Here is a 25541-nt window from a genome sequence, read left to right as displayed (position 1 = left end):
GGTCTTGAGCACCAGCACATCACTCTCCAGCGAGTCGAGCACCGCTTCAGCGGATTGTCAGGCAGGTGCTGCTTGATCACCAGATCAGCACGTCGCGCCTGCTGCGCTTTGATGATGGTTTTGTGCGCCGACTCATCCCAGTCTTGCTCGATGCTGGCGACGAAACCCTCTTCCTGCAGGTCCGCTCGCAAGTCTTCGAGCAACAGATCGTGGATCGGCTCGCGCGTGCAGACCAGCAGATGCAATTGCGCCAGCGTCGCGCCGGCGATCAGGCGAGCGCGTTAGCGTTTATAGGTCGCGGGCCGACCGGGGCGCTCGTATAATGCAGCGCTTTGCCCTCGGTCATCTGTGAGCCTATGTACCCGATCCCTGAAATCGAAGCTTTTCTGCTGTGCCGCACTCCCGATAGCTGGGTCCAGGCCGCGCTGCGCAATCTGGACGTATTGCTGATCGATCATGCGAACAATGAAAAGAAGGCGGCCGGGGCGGCGTTCCAGTTCATGTTTCAGTACAACGACAAGTTCGACCTGTTGAGCAAGATGTCGCGCCTGGCCCGCGAAGAGCTGCGCCACTTTGAGCAAGTCATCAGCATCATCAAAAAACGCCAGATCCCCATGGCCAACATCAGCTCGGCGCGCTATGCCGGGTCGCTGCGCAAACTGGTGCGTAACCACAACCCGTATCGCCTGACCGACGCGCTGATCGTCGGCGCCATCGTCGAGGCCCGCTCCTGCGAACGCTTCGCGGCATTGGTTCCGCATCTGGATGAAGAACTGGCCAAGTTCTACGGCGGGCTGCTCAAGTCCGAGTCGCGCCATTTCCAGGATTATCTGAAACTGGCCTACACCTACGGCGACAAGGCTGATGTGGACGCCAAGATCGAAGAAGTGCGTCTGGCCGAGCGCGAGCTGATCGAAAGTCCCGATGAAGACTTCCGCTTCCACAGTGGCGTTCCCGCCTGATCTGCATCGTTCTGCATCGTTGGTTCGCAATCGGCCGCTCTTGCCCAGCACGTCCGAAGACAAAAAATCCCGATAGGACGATGCCCGCCCCAGACTTTGATATCTGAATCCCTCTATGCAGAGCGCGTACCAATCATGCGCGCTCTGCGTACGCGCATATAGACCTCCCGCCATTCTCGCCCCGCCTATTTCAGGTAGTCGTCTTTCGGTAGAGAATAATGCTTAGCGGCTCAATTTTTTAAAGTCCATGTTTTCCGGTTTGCGTCTGGGAGCGCGTTTCGCAGCGTAATTGACGGAGGCCAGGAGAGAGCTAGTTATGAATCTAGCTACGTAGGACTAATACTACAATGGTGTGGGAGATTTCCCCGTGGCGAGAAGGTATGAACACGTCTTCCAAACACCTTGAAATAGTTCATAAAGCCTTGGATAAAACGTAATTCGCATCACAGACTATATTAATTCTGTGCCGGCCTTTGCCAGCTTTCGGATTCTACTGTGAGCCTTTTCCAGAGAAGTGACTCATTCTGCTTGCAATATTTTACGTTGTGCCAGATGCCCGTTCTTGTAATGAAGAGAGTATGTGCAAATGCGAAAGGTATTGATAAACGTCGAGGCCACTCCTTCTTGTCCAGCCTCGTGCACTATGTGCCCAAGATCAGAAATCAAAGATCATGGTTTCATGACGGTTGAAACTATGTCCCGAATAGTGCAGCAGGTAGATCCGAGCTTCGTATGGGAGCTGGATCTTGCTGGAAGGGGGGAGCCAACCATACATCCGGAGTTTAACGAACTGTTGAAGGTGATGAGGTCATCGTCAGTTACCACCGCAGTAACAACAACAGGAGTGACACTGACCCAAAAAAATCTGGACGCACTTGAGAGCGAGGTAGATCTGATCAGGCTGTCGGTCAGCTCTATCGACGAAAGCATATTCCGGAAAGTACATGTTGGTCTGGATTACCACAAGATTTGGAAGAACGTAGCTGCGTTGGCAGAGGCTGCACCAAAAAAAGTAATTGTTCATTTAACGGGAGGACCGGTCATCTATGACTCTCTTCCTCAGACAGTGAGGCACTTGAGATCGTTGGGGTTGAAAACGCTGAATCTTTTTCCGCTCTGGAATCGGGGTGGGGCTTTGACTGTGAGCCAAGAACATGCAGTGCGCCGCAATCTAATAAAGGATTGGGGTTTGAACGCCTCAGAAAGCGAGTATTCATCCCATAATAGCCGACTGACCTATTTCGTCCACCTGTTGCGATCCTGGACCGTAAACCACGAGTTTTGCTTGGTCGGGGACGGCAGCATAAGCATAGGGTATCGCGGGGAGATTTTAGGGTGCTTTCAAGATTTTGGGCATAAATCATTAATGGGGAATATCTCGCATCTAAAATTAAAGGACGTGGCTCGACAACGGGCCAAAGTACTAGGAAAAATGAAAGTCTGTGAGGGGTGTAACTCTAAAGAAGCTGCATTTAAATGGCCCCAGTTGCTGGGCCAAAAATAATAACCTAGGTGACATCGTTATGAAAGCTGCAGAACAAAAATTAAAAGTAGCTCTTTGGATGTATCGAAACGATAACGGACTGATTCCTCAGAATCTTTTGAGAGCCAGGTTGGAGAATTGCGGTGCAGAGGTGTTTTCTGAAGTCGATCTGCGATCCTGCTACGTCTTCAATGGCTTGGTGTTCACAAAGGAAGGAATAAATCTTTCAAAATTCGACTGTTTATTTCATATGAACGCCGACGATCAGTCGGACCATCAGTTGGACGTACTGAAGGCCCTTGAGGACAGCGGGGTACGAGTGCTGAATAACTACGCGGATTTTGCGGCTTGTCAGGATAAATTCGCGACAAATAACCTTCTGCGCCGATTAGGGTTCTCTGTGCCCGAATCGATGTTAATTGGAAGCGATACGGATGAGCGCATCGTGCGGAAGGTATTTAGCGATTGGAAATCAGTGCTCGTAAAGCCTCGAAGAGGACATGGAGCAAAAGGAATCATAAAATTTGACGACTGCGAACAGTTTATGGATTTTCTAGGTGCCGCGGGTCATTACGCATCCAATATGTATCTCGAGCAATATATAGAATTTGGCGATAGCGATATCCGGGTTGAGGTTTTTAACGGAAAGGTTTTAGGCGGTTACAGTCGGCGGAAAAGGCATTCGTATAAAACTAATATATCTGCAGGTGGGGTAATGACACCTGCAGATATCAGCGGGGAGATCGCCCTCGCATTAGCAGTTGCAGAAAAAACACGCGTCACCGGTACGATTATAGATATGGTCAAAAGCGTAAAAGACGCAAGGACCTATATTCTGGAAGTTAATCCGAGCTTAGGTATTTTTGTCGAGTCCGCGATGATGGCTGGCACGCGGATGGCACCGGAAAAGGCAGACCCTTCTTACTCATATGATCACGCCAAAATTAACGCTATCGCCGAGCATATACTTTCAAGTGCAGGCCGTAGCCTATGATCCGGGTCCCACATATATTGGTTACGACCAGTAGAAGTCATGTCGCGCTGAACTATTCTAAGTCTCAGTACCTAACTTACTCATCAAACACTATTTTGGATATTCTGGTCGGTTTGGGCTGCGTTCCTGTTTTGCTACCAAACGGAGTGATGCTGGATCATGTGGATGAAGTTGTAAAGCGCGTCGACGGACTGGTTTTAAGCCCAGGGAGGGATATTGCCCCTGAAATTTATAAAGCCGGAATGAATGATGGCGCGACAATTGCAGGCGTCCAGCCCGGCCTTGAGACAGATACTTTATCAAGTTTTGATTGTGAAAGGGACCGTTTAGAAATCGCGCTTTACAGAGCCGCTTTGGCCAACCGACGACCTGTGCTGGGTATTTGTCGTGGCATGCAGATCATCAATGTTGCCGAGGGGGGAACATTGCAGCAGCATTTGCCAGAAAACGGAGAAGTCAGCCACAGCATCGACAAAGACGGTTGGATAAATTACCACTCAATAGAAATCGTGGAAGGCTCACGGCTGTCTGAGATTTTAAAAGTATCTACCACCGTGATTTCTAGTATTCATCATCAGGGAGTTGAACGGTTAGGTCGGGAGCTGGTCGCGTGTGCTCACTCCGAGGACGGGGTAGTGGAGGCAATTGAGAGCCAGGACGGAGATAGATTTGTTCTAGGGTTGCAGGGCCACTTCGAGAAAGGGCTTCGAAATCAACGCGTTTTGAATAATATTTGGAAAGCGTATGTGAATTCAGTGATGTTAGGAGGCCGCGATGTTTAGATTGTTTGATGTGCCTATCTACAAGGGCCACGAAAAGTTGATTGAAATATTCCTTAAAGGGGGAGAGCCAACGGGAATTCCTTACCTTGAGAAAACGTCGATAATCAGGCAGTTTCCCGAAGCTTTCAGAACAAAAAAAATGAGTAACGCCCTTGAGCGAAAAAGTGTTGAGTATGCAAGCACCTCCGGTTCCTCTGGGGAAAGACTTACCTTGATAAGGGCAAGCGGATGGTGGGATCGCGAATATGAGGACGCGTATTCATCTAACTCTGAGTTGAAGGGGTTTGATTTTGCTAGCGACCGTAAAGCAATACTGGCCACCGTTTTCTGCTCAGGCGGAAGTTGCGGAATAGCTGATACGAGTGTCGAGATGCGACTATCTGGACGTACGCTATATCTGAATGCTAAACAGAATCCCCACGACTGGACCGAGATAGATATCCAGCGAATCGCGGCCGAGTTGAACGAGTTTAAACCGAAGGTGCTGCAGGTGAATCCAAGCTATTTGACAATTTTTATCGATAAGCTAGTAAGATTTCAGGTGGAACTGCCGTATATCCCAGAAACAATTGTTTCTGCGTATGAGTTTCTTACCAGCTACTGCAGAACAAGGATCGAGACTTTTTTCGGCAGAAAACTGCTCGATATGTTTGGTTCTTCAGAGTTAGGCGTCCTTTTCATGCAGGATGCCGCAGGATCCTACAATAGATGCCCCCACGCAAGCATTGTTGAGCTTTCACCGGTCTATCCAAAAGGGCGTATATACGAGCTAGTGATCACGTCTTGGAAAAACCCGCTAATGCCGTTTCTCCGCTACCGGACAGGGGATCTGATAGAAACGCTCGAAGTTCCTCAGGCCGGAGGTGTAGTAAGGGCCAGTGAGCAAATGGCCATTGCTCGCCCCCATGGAAGATGGGCAGATGCACAGATTTTTTCTGACGATCAAAGGTACATAACACCTTATACCTTTGACAAGCTTATATCAGAGTGCGCTTGGCAACCAAAGTTCTATAGGTTAGAGAAGCGTGGCGACAGGATCGTGTTTCTATACGTGGAAACGGAACCACACTCAAGTGGGTGTAGTCCCGACGAGAATTTTCAATTTCTCAATCAGCTGTTCTGTGACAAGCAAGTGATTTTGCAGAAAGTAGAAATATTGCAGCCCGAGCAATCTGGAAAATTTTTTACTTTTCGGAGTGCTTGATATGGATGGTTTGAGTTACTGCAAAGCTTTGACAACTGGCATAGGCAGGGCTGATTTCCCACAGCTAAACTCAGATGAACTGGTATATTTCGATAATGCTTCTACGGCGTTGAAACCCAACTCCGTGATCCAAACGGTAGCACAGATATATCGTCAGATATCTAACGTCGGGCGGTCTAGGCATAAGCACGCAGAGTATGTGACGGCTGAGTTTGAGCATAGCCGTGACCGAATTTCGGAGTTTATCGGTTGTTCTCCGCTAGAATTGCTGTTTACGCATAATTGTACGGATAGCGTAAATCTAATCAGTAGCGGGCTGGGGCTAGGGAAAGGCGATAGAGTTATTGTCTCTGAGCTTGAACACCATTCCAATTTACTTCCTTGGCTGGAAAAGGCTGATCTCCACATAGTTCGGCTGGACTCCGAAGGGCTACTGGATTTGAATCATTTGGAGGAGTTACTTAGAACCCCAGCGAGGCTTGTCGCGGTCTGTCATGCGTCCAATATAACGGGGAACGTGCAGCCTGTGGCGGAAATCTGTAAGTTGGCCAGGATGTATGGCGCTCTTACGCTGGTCGATTGTGCACAAACCGTCGGGCATATCCCAGTCGATACGCGATCGATAGGATGTGATTTTCTTGTGTTTTCTCCACACAAAGTATTTGCTCCTTCGGGCGTGGGTGGGCTGTACATACGGCATGAGGCTCAGCCATTAGTAAGAAACTTCAGATTTGGCGGGGGTATGGTCGATCAGGTTGGTAACGAGCACGTGAGGTATAAATCTGGGTTGGCAAGATTTGAAGCGGGCACACCAAACATAGAGGGCGTCATCGGAACTGGCGCTGCGATCGACTTCGTCGATTCAATAGGTCTATCTACCATCCAGTTACAGAATAAGGGGTTGGACGCTTATTTGCGCGATGAACTAAGCAAGTGTAAGTTTATTGAGCTCCCTTTTCTTTTCAGTAAAATACGGGTGCCTATCGTTACTTTCAATGTCGCCGGTGCTATTGATTTGCAAACATTGTCCGTGTTGCTTTCTGATGTTCATGGCATCGCCGTAAATGTTGGGTTTCAGTGTAATCAACCTTTGTATCAAAGTCTAGGGCTAAAAGGAGGTCTGCGGGCGTCTCTTCACATGTACAACAATAAGTCAGAAATTGATTGTTTTGTCTCGGCTTTGAATGAGTTGCTTTCCTAAGTGACGGAGAGGCTTCGTATGCGCAACGAACCAATTGGCATTTCAGAATCGCGTATCCTTGATATAGGAAATTTAAAAGAATATTTCGCAGGGCATGTCAAGCCGTTATTGTCTGGGAAGGTTGGCTTAGAGTACGAGCTTATCCTGATTGATCGCGCCCGTAGTATGCAACTGTCTTACTGGGGGGGCAATGGCATTGCGGAGATACTTTTAGCTTTTACCAAAATCGGGTACCAGGCCGTTTACGACGGTGCGCTATTGATCGGGTTAACAAAAGAATCTGTGCGTGTATCGCTTGAGCCTGGAGGCCAAATAGAGTTTTCAGGAACGGCTAGCCTTACTGCTATTGACGTGCATAAAGAGCTTCTGGCGTTTCTAGCGGCCTTGAAACAGATTTGTGCGAAACTCGATGTCGATGTACTTGCGATAGGGTGTAATCCTGTCGATAAAGCCAGCCAAGTAGAGGTCATTCCGAGTGCCAGATACCAAGCCATCATGCCTATTTTATGCGAGGCGGCGGCAGGTAGCTCATCTCAAAAGATTACAGCGTCGATGCAAGTTTCGCTGGATTATTTCTCAGAATTGCATGCTGAGAAGTGTCTTTCTTTGGGCGCGTTGGCGCAACCATTTATTGTTGCTATTTGCGGAAACTCTGCTGTGGTAGGCAATGTAACTACAGGTTGGAAAAGCTCAAGAATGCGAATGTGGCGAGATTTCCCCGAGGCTCGCTGCGGGGTGCCGCAGTTTTTGCTGAATATTAATAGTGATGAGGGTATCTTTAGCACGTACACCCGGTGGGCTTGCAATAGGCGGTTGTTCTACATAGTTAGAAATGGCTCGGTTATAAAACCGGGCTGCATGACGTTCTCGGATTTTATGAGGTTTGGATATGGCGGTTATGAAGCTAATATCGATGATTGGGTATTACATCTAAGCACGCTCTACCCAGAGGCCCGGCTAAAAAATGTCATTGAGTTAAGGTCTGCTGACACCTGCTCGCCCGCATATGCAGCGGCCTTGGCGGCTTTCTGGAGAGGGCTCTTCTATTCCGACCAGGCGCTGGAGAGATCCCAGCATCTCTTGAACTTTATAGATTATTTATCTTTGGACAGATTATATATGGATGCAGCAAGAGTCGGGCTTGCAGCAAATGTGGCAGGCAAGTACAAGGTCGCTAGTGTGGCGAAGGAATTAATAGAGACGTCGCGTATGGGTTTGGTCGATTTGCGCGCATGCGAAGCTGAGCTAGCGTATCTAGATGTATTTCTTGAGGTGGTTAATGGTGGCTAGCTGGGATGGAACGTTAAGCGTAGAAATGATGAATGTTTAAGAAGACCTTTGATTATTCCACTCATTGTTTAATTCGTGTTGCGTTAAGGCGCGGTATGATTATTATCCCTGTTTTTTGAGCGCTTCCAATGTTTGATGATAAATTTAAAGAGTTTGAGGCTAAATGGTCTGAGCGCTGGTTGCATGAGGGTGCATTCAGAGTCAAAGCTGATGCTTCCAGGCCTAAGTACTACTGCCTCGACATGTTTCCCTACCCGTCAGGTGCTGGCTTACACGTCGGCCATCCGCGCGGTTACATCGCTACCGACATATTTAGTCGTTATAAAACGATGTCAGGGTTCAATGTGCTTCATCCTATGGGCTTTGATTCGTTCGGGCTGCCTGCGGAGCAGTTTGCGATTGAAACTGGTCAGCACCCCTCGGTCACCACGGCCCAGAATATAGCTAAATTCAAAGGTCAGTTGACGAGGTTAGGGCTCTGCGTGGACGTGGATCGCGAGATAGTCACGTCTGATCCGAATTACTACCGCTGGACGCAGTGGATTTTCCTGAGGTTGTTCAACTCTTGGTTTGATACCCGGCTGAAGAGAGCAAGACCAATCAGCGAGCTCGTCGAAATTCTCACGCAGCACGGGGCCACAGGTTTGCAGGCTGCTTGTTCAGAAGATTTCACGAAGATCGATCCAGTGACTTGGCGTCGGTATTCAAGTGCAGAGCAAGAGACCTTTCTGATGAACTTCAGAATGGCGTTCAAGGCTGAGGCGGATGTGAATTGGTGCCCCGCGCTAGGAACCGTGCTGGCCAATGATGAGGCGATAAACGGTTTATCCGAGCGAGGCGGTCATCCGGTTGTCAGGAAGAGAATGAATCAGTGGTTTTTGAGAGTCACGGCCTACGCTGACCGGCTGCTGGACGGACTGGCTGATCTCGATTGGCCAGAGTCAGTCAAAACCATCCAGAAAAACTGGATTGGTAAAATTGACGGGCTTTTTATTGAGTCTGCGTATGCCTCCCCGACAACAGAAGCTCCGCTTGGGAGGACACGCTCGTCCACATACAAATTGCGTGATGCGACGTTCGGACGGCAACGTTACTGGGGTGAACCTATCCCCGTTTATTACGACTCAGAAGGAATCGCCAGACCTGTCAATGAGGAGGATCTGCCTCTTTTACTGCCGGACGTCAGTACATTTACCCCGACCTCTGCAGCCGACGCTCCCTTGGCTCGGCTGGCTGACTGGCGATACGAGGGTTATCAGCTTGAGACAACGACAATGCCAGGCTGGGCGGCGTCCAGCTGGTATTTCCTAAGGTATACCGACCCTCACAACGGCCAACGCTTTGCCGGTGCTGAACAGACTTCCTATTGGAATTCGGTGGATCTGTACGTTGGTGGCGTCGAGCATGCAACAGGCCATTTGATATACGCGCGCTTCTTTACCAACTTTCTTTATGATCTGGGGGAGATAGATTTTTCGGAACCGTTTACCCGCCTCATTTGCCAGGGAATGATTCTGGGGGTTTCGGCTGTGATCTACCGCGATATCATCTCTGGTAATTTTATTTCAGCTGATCTTGTCGGAGAGCGCGGAGTGCAACCGGTGCACATCGATGTTCAGATGGTTTCTGAAGACAATACGGTCGATATCACAAAGCTTCGCCAGTGGCGTACTCATTTTTCTACCTCTGAGTTTGAACTCAGTGATGCCAAGTTCTTCTGTGCCCGTATCACCGAGAAGATGTCAAAATCGAAGCATAACGTTGTTAACCCGGACGATATTATCGATCAGTACGGGACAGACTGCTTTCGCTTGCACCAAATGTTTTTAGGACCGATAGATCACATGATCACATGGTCCACAGAGACGATTGAAGGGCCTCATAGATTTCTGGCACGTCTCTGGAGGCTGTTTTACGATTCTTCTGGCAAATTGATTGTCTCCCAGGAGCCACCGTCGGCTTCGGCGGCCGCATTGGTTGATGACCTCATAATGATCGTCCGTCAACGGACGGAGGCGTTTGCCTTCAATGCGGCAATCGCCGCAATGATGAGTTGTGTAAACCAGTTGACCAGAACAGGTATTCATAATTCTGAGGTTCTGAAGAAGCTTGTATTGGTGCTTCATCCCTATGCTCCCTTTGTAACGTCCGAGCTTTGGGAAGGCGCGTTAGGCCAGAAGACTTCCTTATTATCTTGCTCTTACCCTGAAGTGATTTTCAGGCGAGCAGACAGCAAAGTCGTTTCGATGCAGATTGCGACTGATGGGAAAACCAGATTTCTGATTGATGTTCCCGAGGCGGTCGCCAGGGACAAGGTTGCACTCGAAGAAATAGTCAGGTCGGATGAAAAATTCGTGAAGTGGTTATCTTCTCCTGTCAGTAAAATCGTCTTTGTGCCGGAGAAAGTCCTGAACTTCATCATTGCCAGAGATTGATAGCGAGAATCATCGCAGGAGCGCTCCCTCGATCGAGGGGCGGCTGGCTGGCGGGGCCGATCGAGATACGTGGCCGTCCCGCGAGCACGGATTGATCCGTCGCTTCCATAGTGGCGTTCCCATCGCCGCCTGACGTCCCACGCTGCATAACAACGACCGCCTCGGCGGTCGTTTTTTTGTGCGTCTGTCAGGGCATTTAGCAAGCACGCTAACAAAACGTTTTGACTTTTGCTGCTTAGGCAGTAACATTTTGTAATCACTGCCTAGGCAGCTTTATGGGTGAGACTTTGAAACATTTCAGTCCCGACAATTTCGACTCCAGCCTCATGGGGCTGTTGGTCGGCCGCACCAACGGCCTGAAGGACCGGATGCTGGACAAGTATCTGGAGCCGCATGACGTGACTTCGGCGCAGTTCAAGGTGCTGATTATCGTTGCCCAGTTCGCGGCGGATACGCCGGTGGAAGTGTGTCGGCACTTGTCGCTGGACAGCGGTTCGATGACACGCATGCTGGACCGTCTTGAGCAGAAAGGGCTGGTCGTGCGGACCCGTTCGGAAACCGATCGGCGTCAGGTGCACCTTGAGCTGACGCCGCAGGGTCGCAAGCTGACCGATCTGCTGCCGCAGATAGGCGCCGATGCGATGAACGACACCTTCGCTGCGCTGGACGCCGAGGAAGTGGAAACCCTGCAACGGATTCTGACCAAGGTGCTGGTCGCGGCGGACGATCACATCACCCTTACGCGTTTGAGCTTTATCCCCAAGAGCACCACCAAGAGTACGAAATGAACGGTACGACATTGCACGTTCGCACAAGCCTGCTCGCCGTGGCGCTCAGCCTGGCCGGTTGTGCCAATTACAGTGGGCTCGAAACCCAGGGTCACAGCGTCGATGCGCAGAGCCTTCAGGCGCAAAAGAGCCTGAGCGGTGTGAGCCTGTCGAGCGCCGCCTGGCCTGCGGCCGACTGGTGGAAGAGCCTGGGCGATTCGCAGCTCGACAGTCTGGTCGCTGAGGCCTTGCGCGACAGCCCGGACATGCAGGTCGCCAGCGCCCGGACCCATCAGGCCATGGCTGCCGCCTATGCGGCCGACGCATCACGCATGCCGCGTGCCGACGCCAGCGCCAGTGTCAGCCGTTCGCGGCTGGCCCGGGATCAGGACCCGCTCGGCGTGGGCGGTCGCTACAGCACACTGCGCAGCCTGGGCGTCAACTTCGATTACAGCTTTGATCTCTGGGGCGGCGAGCGCGCCACCTGGGAAGCGGCGCTGGGTCAGGCCCGCGCAGCCGAGATCGATCAGCAGGCCGCGCAATTGACCCTGGCCGCCGACGTCGCCCGCGCCTACAGCGATCTGGGCCAGGCTTACATCGTCCACGATCTGGCGGCCGAAGACCTCAAGCGCACCCGACAGATGCTTGAATTGGGCAGCAGCCGCCTCAAGTCCGGCATCGACAGCAAGTATCAGTTCCAGCAGACCGAAAGCCTGGAGGCCGGGGCGCAAGAGCAGATGCTCGACGCGCAAAAGCGCCTGCGCAGCGCGCAGATCGCCCTGGCGGTTCTGGTGGGTAAAGGGCCGGACCGAGGCGAGGCATTGGCTCGGCCCAATGTATTGAAACCTGCTGCCGTGGCGCTGCCGTCTTCGTTGCCAGCCGAGTTGCTGGGCCGTCGGCCGGATCTGATCGCCGCACGCTGGCGCGTCGAGGCGGCACGTCGCAGCATCGATGCCAGCAAAACCCGTTTCTATCCCAACCTGAACCTCAGCGCCTCCGCCGGTGCCGAGTCGCTGCTGGGCGATGCGATGTTCGGTTCCGCCAGCCGTTTCTTCAATATCAAGCCGACGGTTTCGCTGCCGCTGTTCGACGGCGGACGTTTACGCGCCGATCTCGACGCCCGCGACGCCGACTATGACCTGGCGGTGGCGCAGTACAACAAGACGCTGGTGCGAGCGTTGGGCGATGTCAGCGACAACATCGGCCAGTTGCGCGATATCGATGGCCAGATCCAGGCCCGTCAGCACGCTACCGATGTCATCGAGCAGTCGTTCGCGACCGCGACCCAGCGTTACGGCTCGGGCATCGGCAACTACCTGGACGTGCTGACCACCGAACAGCAACTGTTGCAATCACAACGCCAACTGGCTGACCTCAACGCTGAACGAATCGATCTGTCGATCCAGTTGATGCAAGCCCTGGGCGGCGGCTTTCAAGGCTCTGACTCGCAAGACGACCAGCCTCTGGCCGCGGCCGAGTCGGCTCACCCTTCAACTGCGTCATTGACCACAAGGTAATTGTCATGGCTACTGCCGCTCCTGAAACCCAATCCGCACCCGACCAGAAAAACCCGCAGTCGGGTAAACGCAAGTTCCTGCTTCTTGGCCTGGCGCTGCTCGTGATCGTCGGCGGCCTGGCCGTCTGGGCCTGGCACGAACTCTACGGTCAATGGAGCGAAAGCACCGACGACGCGTACGTGAACGGCAACGTCGTGGAAATCACGCCGCTGACCACTGGCACCGTAATCAGCATCGCCGCCGATGATGGCGACCTGGTCCGTGAAGGGCAGGTGCTGCTTGAATTCGATCCCAGCGATGCCGAAGTCGGGCTGCAAAGCGCCGAAGCGAACCTGGGCAAGGTCGTGCGCCAGGTGCGCGGGCTTTACAGCAACGTTGATGGGATCAAGGCGCAACTGGCCGCGCAGCGCGCCGAGGTGCAGAAGGCGCAGGACAACTACAGCCGGCGTCGCAACCTGGCGGCGAGCGGGGCGATCTCTCAGGAAGAGCTGTCCCACGCCAAGGACGATCTGACCAGCGCGCAGAGCGCTCTTACCCACATCCAGCAGCAGCTGGCCAGCAATGTCGCGCTGGTGGATGACACCGAAGTGTCGTCGCATCCGGATGTGAAGGCCGCTGCCGCACAGTTGCGCCAGGCTTATCTGGCCAATGCGCGCACCACGCTGCTGGCCCCGGTCACCGGTTATGTGGCCAAGCGCAGCGTGCAGCTGGGTCAGCGCGTTCAGCCGGGCACCGCGACCATGGCAGTGATTCCGCTCGATCAGCTGTGGATCGACGCCAACTTCAAGGAAACCCAGCTGGGCAAGATGCGCATCGGCCAGCCGGTGGAGATCACCACTGACCTGTACGGCGGCGATGTGAAATACAGCGGCACCATCGACAGTCTGGGCGCGGGCACTGGCAGCGCGTTCGCACTTCTGCCGGCACAGAACGCGACCGGCAACTGGATCAAGATCGTCCAGCGCGTACCGGTCCGCGTGCATATCAATGCTGACGAACTGGCGCAGCATCCACTGCGGGTGGGCCTGTCCACGACCGTCGACGTCAATCTGCACGACCAGAGCGGCCCGGTGCTTGCCCAGCAACCGCCTCGTCAGGCGACGTTCAGCACCGATATCTATGCCGGACAACTGGCACAAGCCGATGCGCTGATCGCGCGGTTGATCCATGACAACAGCGCGGCCGGCGGCAAGACCACTACCGCCAGGCGCTGATTCGCCAATCCGCAAGCCTCGGCCCTTGGGTCGGGGCGTTTTCAGAGTGCCAAAGGATTCGCGATGAGTAACAACGCTCCCGCTTCATTCACTCCGCCCAGCATGCTGCTTTGCACCATCGGCCTGTCGCTGGCGACTTTCATGCAGGTGCTCGACACCACCATCGCCAACGTTGCCTTGCCGACCATTTCCGGCAATCTGGGCGTCAGCTCCGAGCAGGGCACCTGGGTGATCACCTCATTTGCCGTCAGTAATGCCATCGCGTTGCCACTGACCGGCTGGCTCAGTCGCCGTTTCGGCGAGGTGAAGCTGTTTCTCTGGGCGACAATGCTTTTCGTACTGGCCTCGTTTCTGTGCGGCATTTCGCAGTCGATGCCCGAGCTGGTGGGCTTTCGGGTGCTGCAAGGCGTGGTTGCCGGGCCGCTCTACCCGATGACGCAGACGCTGCTTATCGCGATCTACCCGCCCGCCAAAAGGGGCATGGCCCTCGCGCTGCTGGCGATGGTGACGGTCGTCGCGCCCATTGCCGGGCCGATTCTCGGCGGCTGGATCACCGACAGTTACAGCTGGCCGTGGATCTTCTTCATTAATATCCCGATCGGTCTGTTCGCCGTACTGGTGGTGCGCACCCAGATGGCCAAGCGGCCGGTGAAAACCAGTCGCCAGCCGATGGACTATGTCGGCCTGATAGCACTCATCATCGGGGTAGGCGCGCTGCAAGTGGTGCTCGACAAGGGCAATGACATGGACTGGTTCGAATCCAACTTCATCGTCATCGGCTCGTTGATCTCGCTGGTCGCGCTGGCGGTGTTCGTGATCTGGGAGCTGACCGACAAACATCCGATCGTTAACCTGCGGCTGTTTGCCTATCGCAACTTCCGTATCGGCACCTTTGTACTGATCGGTGGCTATTCCGGGTTCTTCGGCATCAACCTGCTGCTGCCGCAATGGCTACAGACGCAGATGGGCTATACGGCGACCTGGGCCGGGCTCGCGGTAGCGCCGATCGGCATTCTGCCGGTGCTGATGTCACCGTTCGTGGGCAAATACGCGCATCGTTTCGACCTGCGGATTCTCGCCGGGCTCGCGTTTCTGGCGATGGGTCTGAGCTGCTTCATGCGCGCCGGTTTCACCAATGAGGTGGATTTCCAGCACGTAGCCATGGTGCAGATGTTCATGGGCATCGGCGTCGCACTGTTCTTCATGCCGACGCTAAGCATATTGCTGTCCGATCTGCCACCGGACCAGATCGCCGACGGTTCCGGTCTTGCCACTTTCCTGCGTACGCTGGGCGGCAGTTTTGCTGCCTCGCTGACCACCTGGATCTGGATCCGCCGTGCCGATCAGCATCATGCGTACCTGAGCGAGAACATCAGCACTTTCGACCCGACGACCCTCGAAGCGTTGAACAGCCTCGGCGGCGCCAGCCCGCAGGCTTACGCGCAGCTGGAGCAGACCCTGAATGGACAGGCCTACATGATGTCCACGGTGGATTACTTCCACATGCTGGGCTGGGTGTTCATGGGGCTGATTTTGTTGGTCTGGCTGGCAAAACCGCCGTTCGCCGCCAAGGCGGGTCCACCGGGTGGTGGCGGGCATTGATGGAAGAAGCGGCCGGGCAGAATCACTTGCTCAAAAAGTGGGTAATGGTGTGGGAGGGAGCTTGCTCGCGACTGCGGGGGGGCAGTCACCTTTCAGAGCCTGAGCCACCAGGGTCGCGAGCAAGCTCCCTGCCACAGGAATCTCTATTCGATCCGCTCAGCTCAGCAGCTTGACCGGCTCCGGCACGAAATCGAACGACCCCAGCGCAAAACCGTGCTCGTCCACTTGCAGCGCCCAGCCTTGACGGTCCCAGTCACCCAACACGATGCGGCGGCCGGCCTGGTCGCCGATCTGCAGCTTGTGGATTGCAGGACGGTGGGTGTGCCCGTGGATCAAGGTGTGGACGCCGAATTGGCGCATGACGCGCGGCACTTCTTCGGGCGTGACGTCGACGATGTCGTTGGATTTCATCCGCGTTTGTGCGCGACTTTCGTTGCGCAGCTTGCGCGCCAGCTTGTGCCGGGTGCGCAGTGGCAGGTGGCGCAGGATCCAGAGAGTCAGCGGATTGCGCAGGTAGCGGCGCATCCGGATGTAACCCTCGTCTCGAGTACACAGGCTGTCGCCGTGCATCAACAATACCGGCTCGCCGTTGAGTTGCACGACGCTGGGGTCGGGCAGCAGCGTACAACCGGCTGCCTTGCAAAAGGCCTTGCCGATCATGAAGTCACGGTTGCCGTGCATCAGAAAAATTCGTGTGCCGCTGTCGCTCAGGGCGCGCAGGGCCTGGCAGATCGAGGCCTGGAACGGCGACATGGCATCGTCGCCGATCCAGACTTCGAAAAAGTCTCCGAGGATATACAGCGCTTCGGCCGTGCGGGCGCGGCCGTCGAGTAAATCCAGAAACGCCCGGGTAATGTCCGGACGTCCTTCCTCAAGGTGCAGGTCGGAGATCAGTAGAATCACTCAATGATCTCGGCTTTCTCGATGATCACGTCTTCCTTTGGAACATCCTGGTGGCCAGAGTTGCTGCCTGTCGAGACGCCTTTGATCTTGTCGACCACATCGGTGCCTTCGATCACTTCACCAAACACGGCATAACCCCAGCCCTGAGTGGTCGGCGCGGTGTGGTTCAGGAAGGTGTTGTCGGCCACGTTGATGAAGAACTGGGCGGATGCCGAATGCGGTTCCATGGTGCGTGCCATCGCGATGCTGTACTTCTTGTTCGGCAGGCCGTTGTTGGCTTCGTTCTGGATGCTCGGGCGCTTGTCCTTCTTTTCTTTCATGCCCGGCTCGAAACCGCCGCCCTGGATCATGAAGTTACCGATGACCCGGTGAAAAATGGTGTTTTCGTAATGGCCGGCATTAACGTATTCGATGAAGTTGGCTACGGTCAGCGGCGCCTTTTCTGCGTTCAGCTGCAGAACGATGTCGCCGTGATTGGTGGTCAATTTTACTTTGGACATATCGAAGTCGCTCTTTATGGCTTCATGAAAGGGGGCGTGATAAACACCCTGACGTGCAGTTTACAGGGCAGGTTACATATTTCGCGGTTTTTGCAGCTTTTATACCGTTGGATGCGCACTCTGTTGTCAGGGCCTTGACAGCTTCGGCTATGATAAGCGCTTTGATTTAGTCGGCCTACCCTGGCCACGCACCTGATTGTCCAAGGATCCTATGAGCAAGCCCACTCCAGAACCCGCTGCGAATTCAAAGGCAGGCCCTGTCGTCCCGACCAACTTTCTGCGACCCATCGTGCAGGCTGACCTGGACTCTGGCAAGCACACCCGGATCGTGACCCGCTTTCCGCCGGAGCCCAACGGGTACCTGCACATCGGGCATGCCAAGTCGATCTGCGTGAACTTCGGGCTGGCCAATGAGTTCGGTGGCGCTACGCATCTGCGTTTCGACGACACCAACCCGGCCAAGGAAGACCAGGAATACATCGACGCGATCATGAGCGATGTCAAATGGCTGGGCTTCGAATGGGCCGGCGAAGTGCGCTATGCCTCGCAGTATTTCGACCAGTTGCATGACTGGGCGGTCGAGCTGATCAAGTCGGGCAAGGCCTATGTCGACGATCTCACCCCGGAGCAGGCTCGCGAATACCGTGGCAGCCTGACCGAGCCTGGCAAGAACAGCCCGTTCCGCGAGCGCAGCGTCGAGGAAAACCTGGACCTGTTCGCCCGCATGAAAGCCGGTGAGTTCGAAGATGGCGCCCGCGTGCTGCGCGCCAAGATCGACATGGCATCGCCAAACATGAACCTGCGCGATCCGATCCTGTATCGCATTCGCCATGCCCATCACCACCAGACCGGCGACAAGTGGTGCATCTATCCCAACTATGACTTCACCCACGGTCAGTCCGATGCCATCGAAGGCATCACGCACTCGATCTGTACGCTGGAGTTCGAAGGCCACCGTCCGCTCTATGACTGGTTCCTGGACAACCTGCCGGTGCCGTGCAAGCCGCGCCAGTATGAATTCTCGCGACTGAATCTGAGCTACACCGTGACCAGCAAGCGCAAGCTCAAGCAGCTGGTCGACGAGAAGCACGTCAACGGTTGGGACGACCCGCGCATGTCGACGCTGTCGGGCTTCCGTCGTCGCGGCTATACGCCGGCCTCGATCCGTAACTTCTGTGAGATGGTCGGCACCAACCGCTCCGACGGCGTGGTGGACTTCGCGATGCTCGAATTCAGCATCCGTGACGACCTGGACCGCAACGCACCGCGCGCCATGTGCGTGCTTCGCCCGCTGAAAGTCGTGATCACCAACTACCCGGAAGGCCAGGTCGAGAACCTCGAACTGCCGCGTCATCCGAAGGAAGACCTGGGCATGCGCGCGCTGCCGTTCGAGCGCGAGCTGTACATCGACCGCGACGATTACATGGAAGAGCCGCCAAAAGGCTACAAGCGTCTTGAGCCCAACGGCGAAGTGCGCCTGCGTGGCAGCTATGTGATCCGTGCCGACGAAGCGATCAAGGACGCCGACGGCAATATCGTCGAGCTGCGCTGCTCGTATGACCCCGACACCCTGGGCAAGAATCCTGAAGGCCGCAAGGTCAAGGGCGTGATCCACTGGGTTCCGGCCGCCGCCAGCGTGGAATGCGAAGTGCGTCTGTACGACCGCCTGTTCTGCTCGCCGACGCCTGACAAGGCCGAAGATGGCGCGACGTTCCTGGAAAACATCAACCCTGATTCCCTGCAGGTGCTGACCGGTTGTCGTGCCGAACCTTCGCTGGCGCAAGCGCAGCCGGAAGACAGGTTCCAGTTCGAGCGTGAAGGTTACTTCTGCGCCGACGTCAAGGACACCAAGCCTGGTCGACCGGTTTTCAACCGCACCGTGACACTGCGGGACTCCTGGACTTAAGGGGCACACGTGCTTTCCATCTACAACACGCTCACCAAGAGCAAAGAAGTCTTCAAGCCGCTGGACGGCAACAACGTGCGCATGTACGTCTGCGGGATGACCGTGTATGACTACTGCCACCTTGGGCATGGCCGCAGCATGGTGGCGTTCGACCTGGTGACCCGCTGGTTGCGTTTCAGCGGGTATGACCTGACCTACGTTCGTAACATCACCGACATCGACGACAAGATCATCAACCGTGCGCGGGATAACGGTGAGTCCTTTGACGCACTGACCGCGCGGATGATCGATGCGATGCACGAGGACGAGGCGCGCCTCAACATCCTCAAGCCGGACATCGAGCCGCGGGCCACGGACTACATTCCCGGCATGCATTCGATGATCCAGACCCTGATCGACAAGGGTTTTGCTTACGCGCCGGGCAACGGCGACGTGTATTACCGCGTCGGCAAGTTCATGGGCTACGGCAAGCTGTCGCGCAAGAAGATCGAAGACCTGCGCATTGGCGCGCGGATCGAAGTGGACGAGTCCAAGGAAGATCCGCTGGACTTCGTGCTCTGGAAGGGCGCCAAGCCGGGCGAGCCGAGCTGGGATTCGCCGTGGGGCGCCGGGCGTCCGGGCTGGCATATCGAGTGCTCGGTGATGTCGACCTGCTGCCTGGGCGAGACTTTCGACATTCATGGCGGCGGCAGCGATCTGGAGTTCCCGCACCACGAGAACGAGATCGCCCAGAGCGAAGCGGCCACCGGCAAGACCTACGCCAACGCCTGGATGCACTGCGGCATGATCCGTATCAATGGCGAGAAGATGTCCAAGTCGTTGAACAACTTCTTCACCATTCGTGACGTGCTGGAGAAATACCATCCGGAAGTGGTGCGCTACCTGTTGGTGTCAAGCCATTACCGCAGCGCGATCAATTATTCGGAAGACAGTCTGCGGGAGTCGAAGGCGGCACTGGAGCGTTTCTATCACGCGCTCAAAGGCCTGCCCGAGGCCGAGCCTGCCGGGGGCGAAGCGTTCGTGGAGCGTTTTTCCACCGCCATGAACGACGACTTCGGTACACCGGAAGCCTGCGCCGTGCTGTTCGAGATGGTTCGCGAGATCAATCGCCTGCGCGAAGCCGATCCTGCGGCCGCGGCTGGTCTGGCGGCGCGCTTGAAGCAACTGGCCAGCGTGCTGGGTGTATTGCAGCTGGAAGCGGATGATTTCCTGCGCGCCGGTGCGGAAGGGCGCGTTGACGCCGCTGAAGTCGAAGCGCTGATCCAGGCGCGTCTTGCCGCCCGTGCCGCGAAAGACTGGGCCGAATCCGACCGCATCCGCGACCGGATCACGGCCATGGGCGTGGTACTGGAAGACGGCAAGGGCGACACGACCTGGCGGTTGGCGGATTGATCAGATCGCCAGCAAGCTGGCTCCCACCAAAGCGGCGCTGTACTTGTGGGAGCCAGCTTGCTGGCGAAGAGGCCGGTACATCCGCAGTAGATGCATCGTCCGAGAGATATCTTCGCGAGCAAGCTCGCTCCTACAGGGTCGACACAAATCCTGTGGGAGGGAGCTTGCTCGCGACTGCTCGTTCAGCTCTTTTGCTGCTCTCGCAGTCTTTTGTACAAGGTATTGCGGCTCACTCCGAGCCGCTTTGCCAACTGTGAAATATTCCCGCCAGCGGCCTGCAGCAGGTCGCTCAGGTCGTCGTTCGACGACAACCGCTCCGTGATCGCCGCTACCGGCGCTTTGCGCGGTTCTCGCAAGTCCAGCAGAAAATCTTCTGGCAGATGCTCCACGTCTATCGGCTGATCGTCCGCCAAAGCCAGCGCAACCTGGATCACACTGTTGAGCTGGCGCAGGTTGCCCGGCCACGGATGATTTTCGAAAAGCGCCAGCACCTGTGCGCTGAACCCGGCGCGCTGGTGGGCGTCGCGATGCCGCTCCCATAGCTGCTGGATCAAGGCGCGTTTGTCGGTGCGCTCGCGCAACGGCGGCAGTTCGATGTTCAACCCGCTTATGCGGTAGTAGAGGTCCTGGCGAAACTGTCCGATGCGCACCTCATCGCGCAGGCAGCGGTTGGTCGCCGATACCACACGAATGTCGACCGGGTATTGTTCGCTGCTGCCCAGCGGCTGCACGCAACGTTCCTGCAATACCCTGAGCAAGCGGGCCTGAACCGGCATCGGCATGTCACCGATCTCGTCGAGAAACAGTGTCCCCTGATCAGCCTTGCGGATTAGGCCGATGCTGCCTTTGTGATGAGCGCCGGTGAATGCGCCCTTGGCGTAACCGAACAGTTCGGATTCCACCAGCTCGGCGGGAATGGCTGCGCAGTTGACAGCAATCAACGGCTGTTCAGCCCGCGAACTGGAGCGGTGCAGTGCTTTGACGAAGACTTCCTTGCCGACGCCGGTTTCGCCGTGGATCAGCAGCGGAATGTCCTTTTCCAGCAGACGCCGCGCCTGACGCACCGCCTTGCCGACCCTTTCATCGCCCAGATCAATACTCTCGAAATGCACCGCCCCCGGTGCCGTATGCTGCTGAGTCGAGGTGATCGCATGCAGTTGCACAGGTTTGCGTCTGGGGCGTTTTAGCAGGCATTGAAAACGGTTGTTGCCCAGCGCGTGCAGCGCAAACGGCCGGCCTTCGGTTTCACTCAGCAGATGCGCGACCGGGCAGCGAAACAGGGCTTCGATATTGACCCCGGCGGGCGCGACGCCCAGTAGCGTATCGGCACGGCGATTGGCGCAGAGGATCCGGCCGCTCTCGTCGAAAATAAGCAGGCCTGCCCACTGACTGTCCAGGTTGTTCAGGCCGGTGTTGAAAGTCAGCTGAAAATGACTGTCGTGGAACTGGTCGAGAATCAAGCGGTTTTCCACCGACTGACTCATCATCTTGACCATGCCCAGGGTATGCGAAGGCGGCAGGAAACTGTCGCTGGAGACGTCCAGCACGGCAATCAGACGCCGCTCTGCGTCGAAGATCGGTGACGCCGAGCCGGTCATGAAACGGTTGGCCTTGAGGAAGTGCTCGTCCGGCTCGATATGAATGGCCTGCTCGCACGCCAGGGCTGTGCCGATTGCGTTGGTGCCGGTGCCGCGCTCGCTCCAGCTCGCGCCGGCGAGAAAACCCTGCGTCCGGGACGGTTCGACGAAACGCTGGGTGCCCCAGGATTTGAGCAGCTGGCCGTGGCGGTCAGCCAGCAGGATCAGGCAATTGGAGTTGCTCAGGATGTTCTCGTAGTAAGGCAACACTTCCTGATGCGTGGTCTGCACCAGCGACTGATGTCGCTCCAGCAGCTGCGAGACCTGAGCGCCGGGCAGTTGGCCGAATGACGGTCGGGTCTGGTGGTCGAGGCCGAAGTCGCGGCAACGGGTCCATGAATCCCGAATGATCAGATCGTGAGAGAGCGGAGCGCTGGAATGTGCCATGAGGGTGCCTGTGGACCTGTTGTTATTATTTTTTTTTCATTGCCATGGGGCTTGCGTACGTGGCCATCCCTGCCCGCAGCGTTCATCCAGTGTCGTTCAGTATTGTTCAAAGTCAATGTTCAGATTGTTCAAGTGTTCAGCGTTTTCTGTTCATTTTTGTTCAGCTCTGAAGGCCGCCCGGGCGGACGGCAGACAGGCACCGCTCTAATCCGCGCTTTGGCGGCTGCACTGGCGGTTTGGCACGCTTGTCGCTAATACACCTGGCGAGCAACCCGAAAAACAATGACAAAGGGCACGCCATGTCTCTAACGCTGGAGCACGTCAGCCGCACGGTCGACGGCCAAATCTGGATCGACGACGCATCCCTGAGCTTTGAACCCGGATCATTCAATGTCCTGTTGGGGCGGACCCTGTCGGGCAAGACCAGCCTGATGCGCCTGATGGCCGGGCTGGACAAGCCCGACAGCGGCAGGGTGCTGATGAACGGCGTAGACGTGACGCAACGCCCGGTGCGGCTGCGCAATGTGTCGATGGTCTACCAGCAGTTCATCAATTACCCGAGCATGACGGTGTACGAGAACATTGCCTCGCCACTGCGGCAGGCCGGCATGGACAAGCAGCAGATACAGAGCCGCGTGCACGAGACCGCGAAGATGCTGCGCATCGAGAAGTTCTTGCAGCGCTATCCGCTTGAACTGTCCGGCGGCCAGCAGCAGCGCACGGCAATGGCCCGCGCGCTGGTCAAGGACGCGGAACTGATTCTGTTCGATGAGCCACTGGTCAACCTTGACTACAAGCTTCGCGAGGAACTGCGTCAGGAAATGCGCACGCTGTTCGCCGCGCGTCACACCATCGCCATCTACGCCACCACCGAGCCGAACGAGGCGCTGGCGCTGGGCGGCACGACCACCATCCTGCACGAAGGGCGGGTGGTGCAGAGCGGCAAGACCTCCGAGGTCTATCACAAGCCCAGTACGGTGCTGGCCGCCGAGCTGTTCTCAGAGCCGCCGATCAATCTGATCCCCGGACGCATTGATGGCAACGAGGTCAGTTTTGCCAATTTCGTGCACTTCCCGCTCAACGCCGACCTGCGCACTATCGGCGACGGCGATTACCGCTTCGGCGTGCGCCCCAGCCACCTGAGCCTGGTGCCGTCCAACGATGACGATCTGGAACTGGCGGTTACCGTCGAACTGGCGGAAATCAGTGGTTCGGAAACCTTCCTGCATGTGCGCAATGAGCTGTTCTCGCTGGTGCTGCACTTGCCGGGCGTGCACGGCTATGACGTCGACGCGGCCATCCGGGTCTACATCCCGACGCACAAGCTGTTTGTCTTCAACCAGCAGGGCGGCCTGATCCAGGCGCCCGGTCTGCGCATCGCGAGGGTTGCCTGATGGCCGAGATTCGTTTGCAGAACCTGGCGCACAGCTACAGCGCCAACCCCGGGCCGGATGACTACGCCATCCGCGAGATGAGCCATATCTGGGAGCAGGGCGGTGCCTATGCGCTGCTGGGGCCGTCGGGCTGCGGCAAGTCAACCTTGCTCAACATCATTTCCGGCTTGCTGAGCCCGTCTCAGGGGCAAGTGCTGTTCGACTCCCGGGTGGTCAACGAACTGACCCCGGAGCGCCGCAACATCGCCCAGGTTTTCCAGTTTCCAGTGGTCTACGACACCATGACGGTGTTCGACAACCTGGCCTTCCCGCTGCGCAATCAGGGCATGGACGAGGCGAAGATTCGCACCAAGGTCCAGGAAATCGCCGAGGTGCTGGACTTGCAGCCGCTGCTCAAGAAAAAGGCGCGCAACCTGACCGCCGACGAAAAGCAGAAGGTTTCCATGGGGCGCGGGCTGGTCCGCGATGATGTGTCGGCCATCCTCTTCGACGAGCCGCTGACGGTGATCGACCCGCACCTAAAGTGGAAATTGCGTCGCAAGCTCAAGCAGATTCACGAGCAATTCAATATCACCATGGTTTACGTCACTCACGATCAGCTGGAGGCCTCGACCTTCGCCGACAAGATCGCTGTGATGTATGGCGGCCAGATCGTCCAGTTCGGCACGCCCCGCGAACTCTTCGAAAAACCGCTGCACACCTTCGTCGGCTACTTCATCGGCAGCCCTGGCATGAATCTCATGGAGGTCAAGGCCCAGGGAGAGGGTGTCGGCTTTGGCAATGTCCAGATTCCAATGTCCAGCCTGATGCGTCAGCTGATTGCCCGAACCTCTTTTGAAACGCTGAAGATCGGCATCCGTCCCGAGTTCGTCCACGTCTGGGACGGGCCCTATGAAGAAGCCATGTGTGCCGACGTCGTGCATGTCGAGGACCTTGGCACCTACAAGATCCTCACGCTCTCGCTGCAAGGCCAGCCCCTCAAGGTGCGATTGCCCGAAGACAAGCCGGTGCCGCAGGGCCAGGCCTGGATCAGTTTCCCGGCACAGTGGCTGATGCTGTACGCCGACGACTACCTGCTCGAACCGGGTCACGAACGAGGTGAGGCATGAACAAGGTCCAGAACAACAAGGCATGGTGGCTGGTACTGCCAGTGTTTCTGCTGGTGGCGTTCAGCGCCATCGTGCCGATGATGACCGTGGTCAACTACTCGGTGCAGGACATCTTCGACCAGACCAACCGCTATTTCGTCGGCGCCGACTGGTACCGCCAGGTGCTGCAGGACCCGCGCCTGCACGACTCGCTGCTGCGCCAGTTCATCTATTCGGGCTGCGTGCTGTTGATCGAGATCCCGCTGGGGATCGCCATTGCGCTGACCATGCCGACCAAGGGCCGCTGGTCGTCGCTGTGCCTGATCATCATGACCCTGCCATTGCTGATCCCGTGGAACGTTGTCGGCACCATCTGGCAGATCTTCGGCCGAGCCGACATCGGCCTGCTGGGCTGGGGGCTGAACAGTCTGGGCATCAGTTACAACTACGCCGCCAACACCATGGACGCCTGGGTCACGGTGCTGGTCATGGATGTCTGGCACTGGACGTCGCTGGTCGCGCTGTTGTGTTACTCGGGGCTGCGGGCCATCCCTGACGTCTATTACCAGGCCGCGCGCATCGACCGGGCCTCGGCATGGGCGGTGTTCCGGCATATCCAGCTGCCGAAGATGAAAAGCGTGCTGTTGATCGCCGTCATGCTGCGCTTCATGGACAGTTTCATGATCTACACCGAGCCCTTCGTGCTGACGGGCGGCGGACCGGGCAACGCCACGACCTTCCTGAGTCAGACGCTCACGCAGATGGCGGTGGGCCAATTCGATCTGGGCCCGGCGGCGGCGTTTTCGCTGGTGTATTTCCTGATCATCCTGTTGGTGTCATGGGTGTTCTACACCGCCATGACCCATAACGAGAACAAGTGAGG

General features: G+C 56.2%; 21 protein-coding genes. 18 read left to right on the top strand and 3 right to left on the bottom strand.

The window, feature by feature from the left end; all coding sequences use genetic code 11:
• The first annotated feature begins 65 nt into the window (after positions 1–65).
• The 13 genes from J3P77_RS15340 (at position 66) to J3P77_RS15280 (ending at position 15451) form a co-directional block, all read left to right on the top strand.
• A complete protein-coding gene (locus J3P77_RS15340) occupies positions 66–323 on the top strand; it encodes a hypothetical protein (protein WP_434677451.1) in 258 nt (85 codons plus the stop codon).
• 33 nt (positions 324–356) lie between these two features.
• Positions 357–962 (top strand): tRNA-(ms[2]io[6]A)-hydroxylase, encoded by a 606-nt coding sequence (locus J3P77_RS15335; RefSeq protein WP_434677450.1) that lies wholly within the window; start codon positions 357–359, stop codon positions 960–962.
• Positions 963–1548: 586 nt separating this feature from the next.
• Positions 1549–2466, top strand: a complete 918-nt coding sequence (locus J3P77_RS15330; protein WP_434677449.1) for a radical SAM/SPASM domain-containing protein — start codon at positions 1549–1551, stop codon at positions 2464–2466.
• A 19-nt stretch (positions 2467–2485) separates the two neighbouring features.
• A complete protein-coding gene (locus J3P77_RS15325; protein ID WP_434677448.1) occupies positions 2486–3439 on the top strand; it encodes an ATP-grasp domain-containing protein in 954 nt (317 codons plus the stop codon).
• Positions 3436–4221 (top strand): gamma-glutamyl-gamma-aminobutyrate hydrolase family protein, encoded by a 786-nt coding sequence (locus tag J3P77_RS15320; protein ID WP_434677447.1) that lies wholly within the window; start codon positions 3436–3438, stop codon positions 4219–4221. The genes J3P77_RS15325 and J3P77_RS15320 overlap by 4 nt, the downstream gene beginning before the upstream one ends.
• Positions 4214–5425: a hypothetical protein gene (locus tag J3P77_RS15315; protein ID WP_434677446.1), complete on the top strand. Its 1212-nt coding sequence runs from the start codon at positions 4214–4216 to the stop codon at positions 5423–5425. Before J3P77_RS15320 ends, J3P77_RS15315 begins: the two co-directional genes overlap by 8 nt.
• A gap of 1 nt (position 5426) precedes the next feature.
• Positions 5427–6626 carry an aminotransferase class V-fold PLP-dependent enzyme gene (locus J3P77_RS15310; protein ID WP_434677445.1) on the top strand — a complete coding sequence of 400 codons (1200 nt, stop codon included), beginning with the start codon at positions 5427–5429 and terminating at the stop codon, positions 6624–6626.
• An 18-nt stretch (positions 6627–6644) separates the two neighbouring features.
• On the top strand, positions 6645–7916 hold the full coding sequence (locus J3P77_RS15305) for a glutamate-cysteine ligase family protein (protein WP_434677444.1): 1272 nt from the start codon (positions 6645–6647) through the stop codon (positions 7914–7916).
• A 128-nt stretch (positions 7917–8044) separates the two neighbouring features.
• On the top strand, positions 8045–10351 hold the full coding sequence (locus J3P77_RS15300) for a class I tRNA ligase family protein (RefSeq protein WP_434677443.1): 2307 nt from the start codon (positions 8045–8047) through the stop codon (positions 10349–10351).
• A gap of 287 nt (positions 10352–10638) precedes the next feature.
• The gene (locus tag J3P77_RS15295; RefSeq protein ID WP_434682028.1) at positions 10639–11139 is read left to right on the top strand and encodes a MarR family winged helix-turn-helix transcriptional regulator; all 501 of its coding nucleotides are present in this window, start codon (positions 10639–10641) and stop codon (positions 11137–11139) included.
• Positions 11136–12635, top strand: a complete 1500-nt coding sequence (locus tag J3P77_RS15290; RefSeq protein ID WP_434677442.1) for an efflux transporter outer membrane subunit — start codon at positions 11136–11138, stop codon at positions 12633–12635. The genes J3P77_RS15295 and J3P77_RS15290 overlap by 4 nt, the downstream gene beginning before the upstream one ends.
• Positions 12636–12640: 5 nt before the next feature.
• Entirely contained in the window at positions 12641–13849 is a 1209-nt protein-coding gene (locus J3P77_RS15285) for an efflux RND transporter periplasmic adaptor subunit (RefSeq protein WP_434677441.1), read from the top strand.
• Positions 13850–13912: 63 nt separating this feature from the next.
• Positions 13913–15451 carry a DHA2 family efflux MFS transporter permease subunit gene (locus tag J3P77_RS15280; protein ID WP_434677440.1) on the top strand — a complete coding sequence of 513 codons (1539 nt, stop codon included), beginning with the start codon at positions 13913–13915 and terminating at the stop codon, positions 15449–15451.
• Between the two features lie 156 nt (positions 15452–15607).
• Here the strand turns inward: J3P77_RS15280 and lpxH are convergent, their stop codons facing one another.
• Positions 15608–16354, bottom strand: coding sequence for a UDP-2,3-diacylglucosamine diphosphatase (lpxH, locus tag J3P77_RS15275; RefSeq protein ID WP_434677439.1), 747 nt, complete (start codon positions 16352–16354; stop codon positions 15608–15610).
• The gene (locus J3P77_RS15270; RefSeq protein ID WP_434677438.1) at positions 16351–16854 is read right to left on the bottom strand and encodes a peptidylprolyl isomerase; all 504 of its coding nucleotides are present in this window, start codon (positions 16852–16854) and stop codon (positions 16351–16353) included. Before J3P77_RS15270 ends, lpxH begins: the two co-directional genes overlap by 4 nt.
• Before the next feature lie 211 nt (positions 16855–17065).
• Between J3P77_RS15270 and J3P77_RS15265 the strand changes: the two genes are divergently transcribed.
• Entirely contained in the window at positions 17066–18760 is a 1695-nt protein-coding gene (locus tag J3P77_RS15265; protein ID WP_434677437.1) for a glutamine--tRNA ligase/YqeY domain fusion protein, read from the top strand.
• A 9-nt stretch (positions 18761–18769) separates the two neighbouring features.
• On the top strand, positions 18770–20152 hold the full coding sequence (cysS, locus tag J3P77_RS15260; protein WP_434677436.1) for a cysteine--tRNA ligase: 1383 nt from the start codon (positions 18770–18772) through the stop codon (positions 20150–20152).
• A 182-nt stretch (positions 20153–20334) separates the two neighbouring features.
• On the opposite strand, the gene J3P77_RS15255 is transcribed toward cysS, so the two are convergent.
• Positions 20335–22176 carry a sigma-54-dependent Fis family transcriptional regulator gene (locus tag J3P77_RS15255; protein ID WP_434677435.1) on the bottom strand — a complete coding sequence of 614 codons (1842 nt, stop codon included), beginning with the start codon at positions 22174–22176 and terminating at the stop codon, positions 20335–20337.
• Between the two features lie 299 nt (positions 22177–22475).
• Between J3P77_RS15255 and J3P77_RS15250 the strand changes: the two genes are divergently transcribed.
• The 3 genes from J3P77_RS15250 to J3P77_RS15240 are packed head-to-tail and all read left to right on the top strand — an operon-like array spanning position 22476 to position 25539.
• Complete coding sequence (locus J3P77_RS15250) at positions 22476–23570, top strand: ABC transporter ATP-binding protein (RefSeq protein ID WP_434677434.1); 1095 nt, start codon at positions 22476–22478, stop codon at positions 23568–23570.
• Positions 23570–24679, top strand: coding sequence for an ABC transporter ATP-binding protein (locus tag J3P77_RS15245; RefSeq protein WP_434677433.1), 1110 nt, complete (start codon positions 23570–23572; stop codon positions 24677–24679). Before J3P77_RS15250 ends, J3P77_RS15245 begins: the two co-directional genes overlap by 1 nt.
• Complete coding sequence (locus tag J3P77_RS15240; protein WP_434677432.1) at positions 24676–25539, top strand: carbohydrate ABC transporter permease; 864 nt, start codon at positions 24676–24678, stop codon at positions 25537–25539. Before J3P77_RS15245 ends, J3P77_RS15240 begins: the two co-directional genes overlap by 4 nt.
• Positions 25540–25541 lie beyond the last annotated feature (2 nt).

It is taken from the genome of Pseudomonas sp. R1-18, assembly GCF_051132095.1.
Taxonomy (GTDB): domain Bacteria; phylum Pseudomonadota; class Gammaproteobacteria; order Pseudomonadales; family Pseudomonadaceae; genus Aquipseudomonas.
This window is presented reverse-complemented; position numbering and strand designations above follow the sequence as displayed.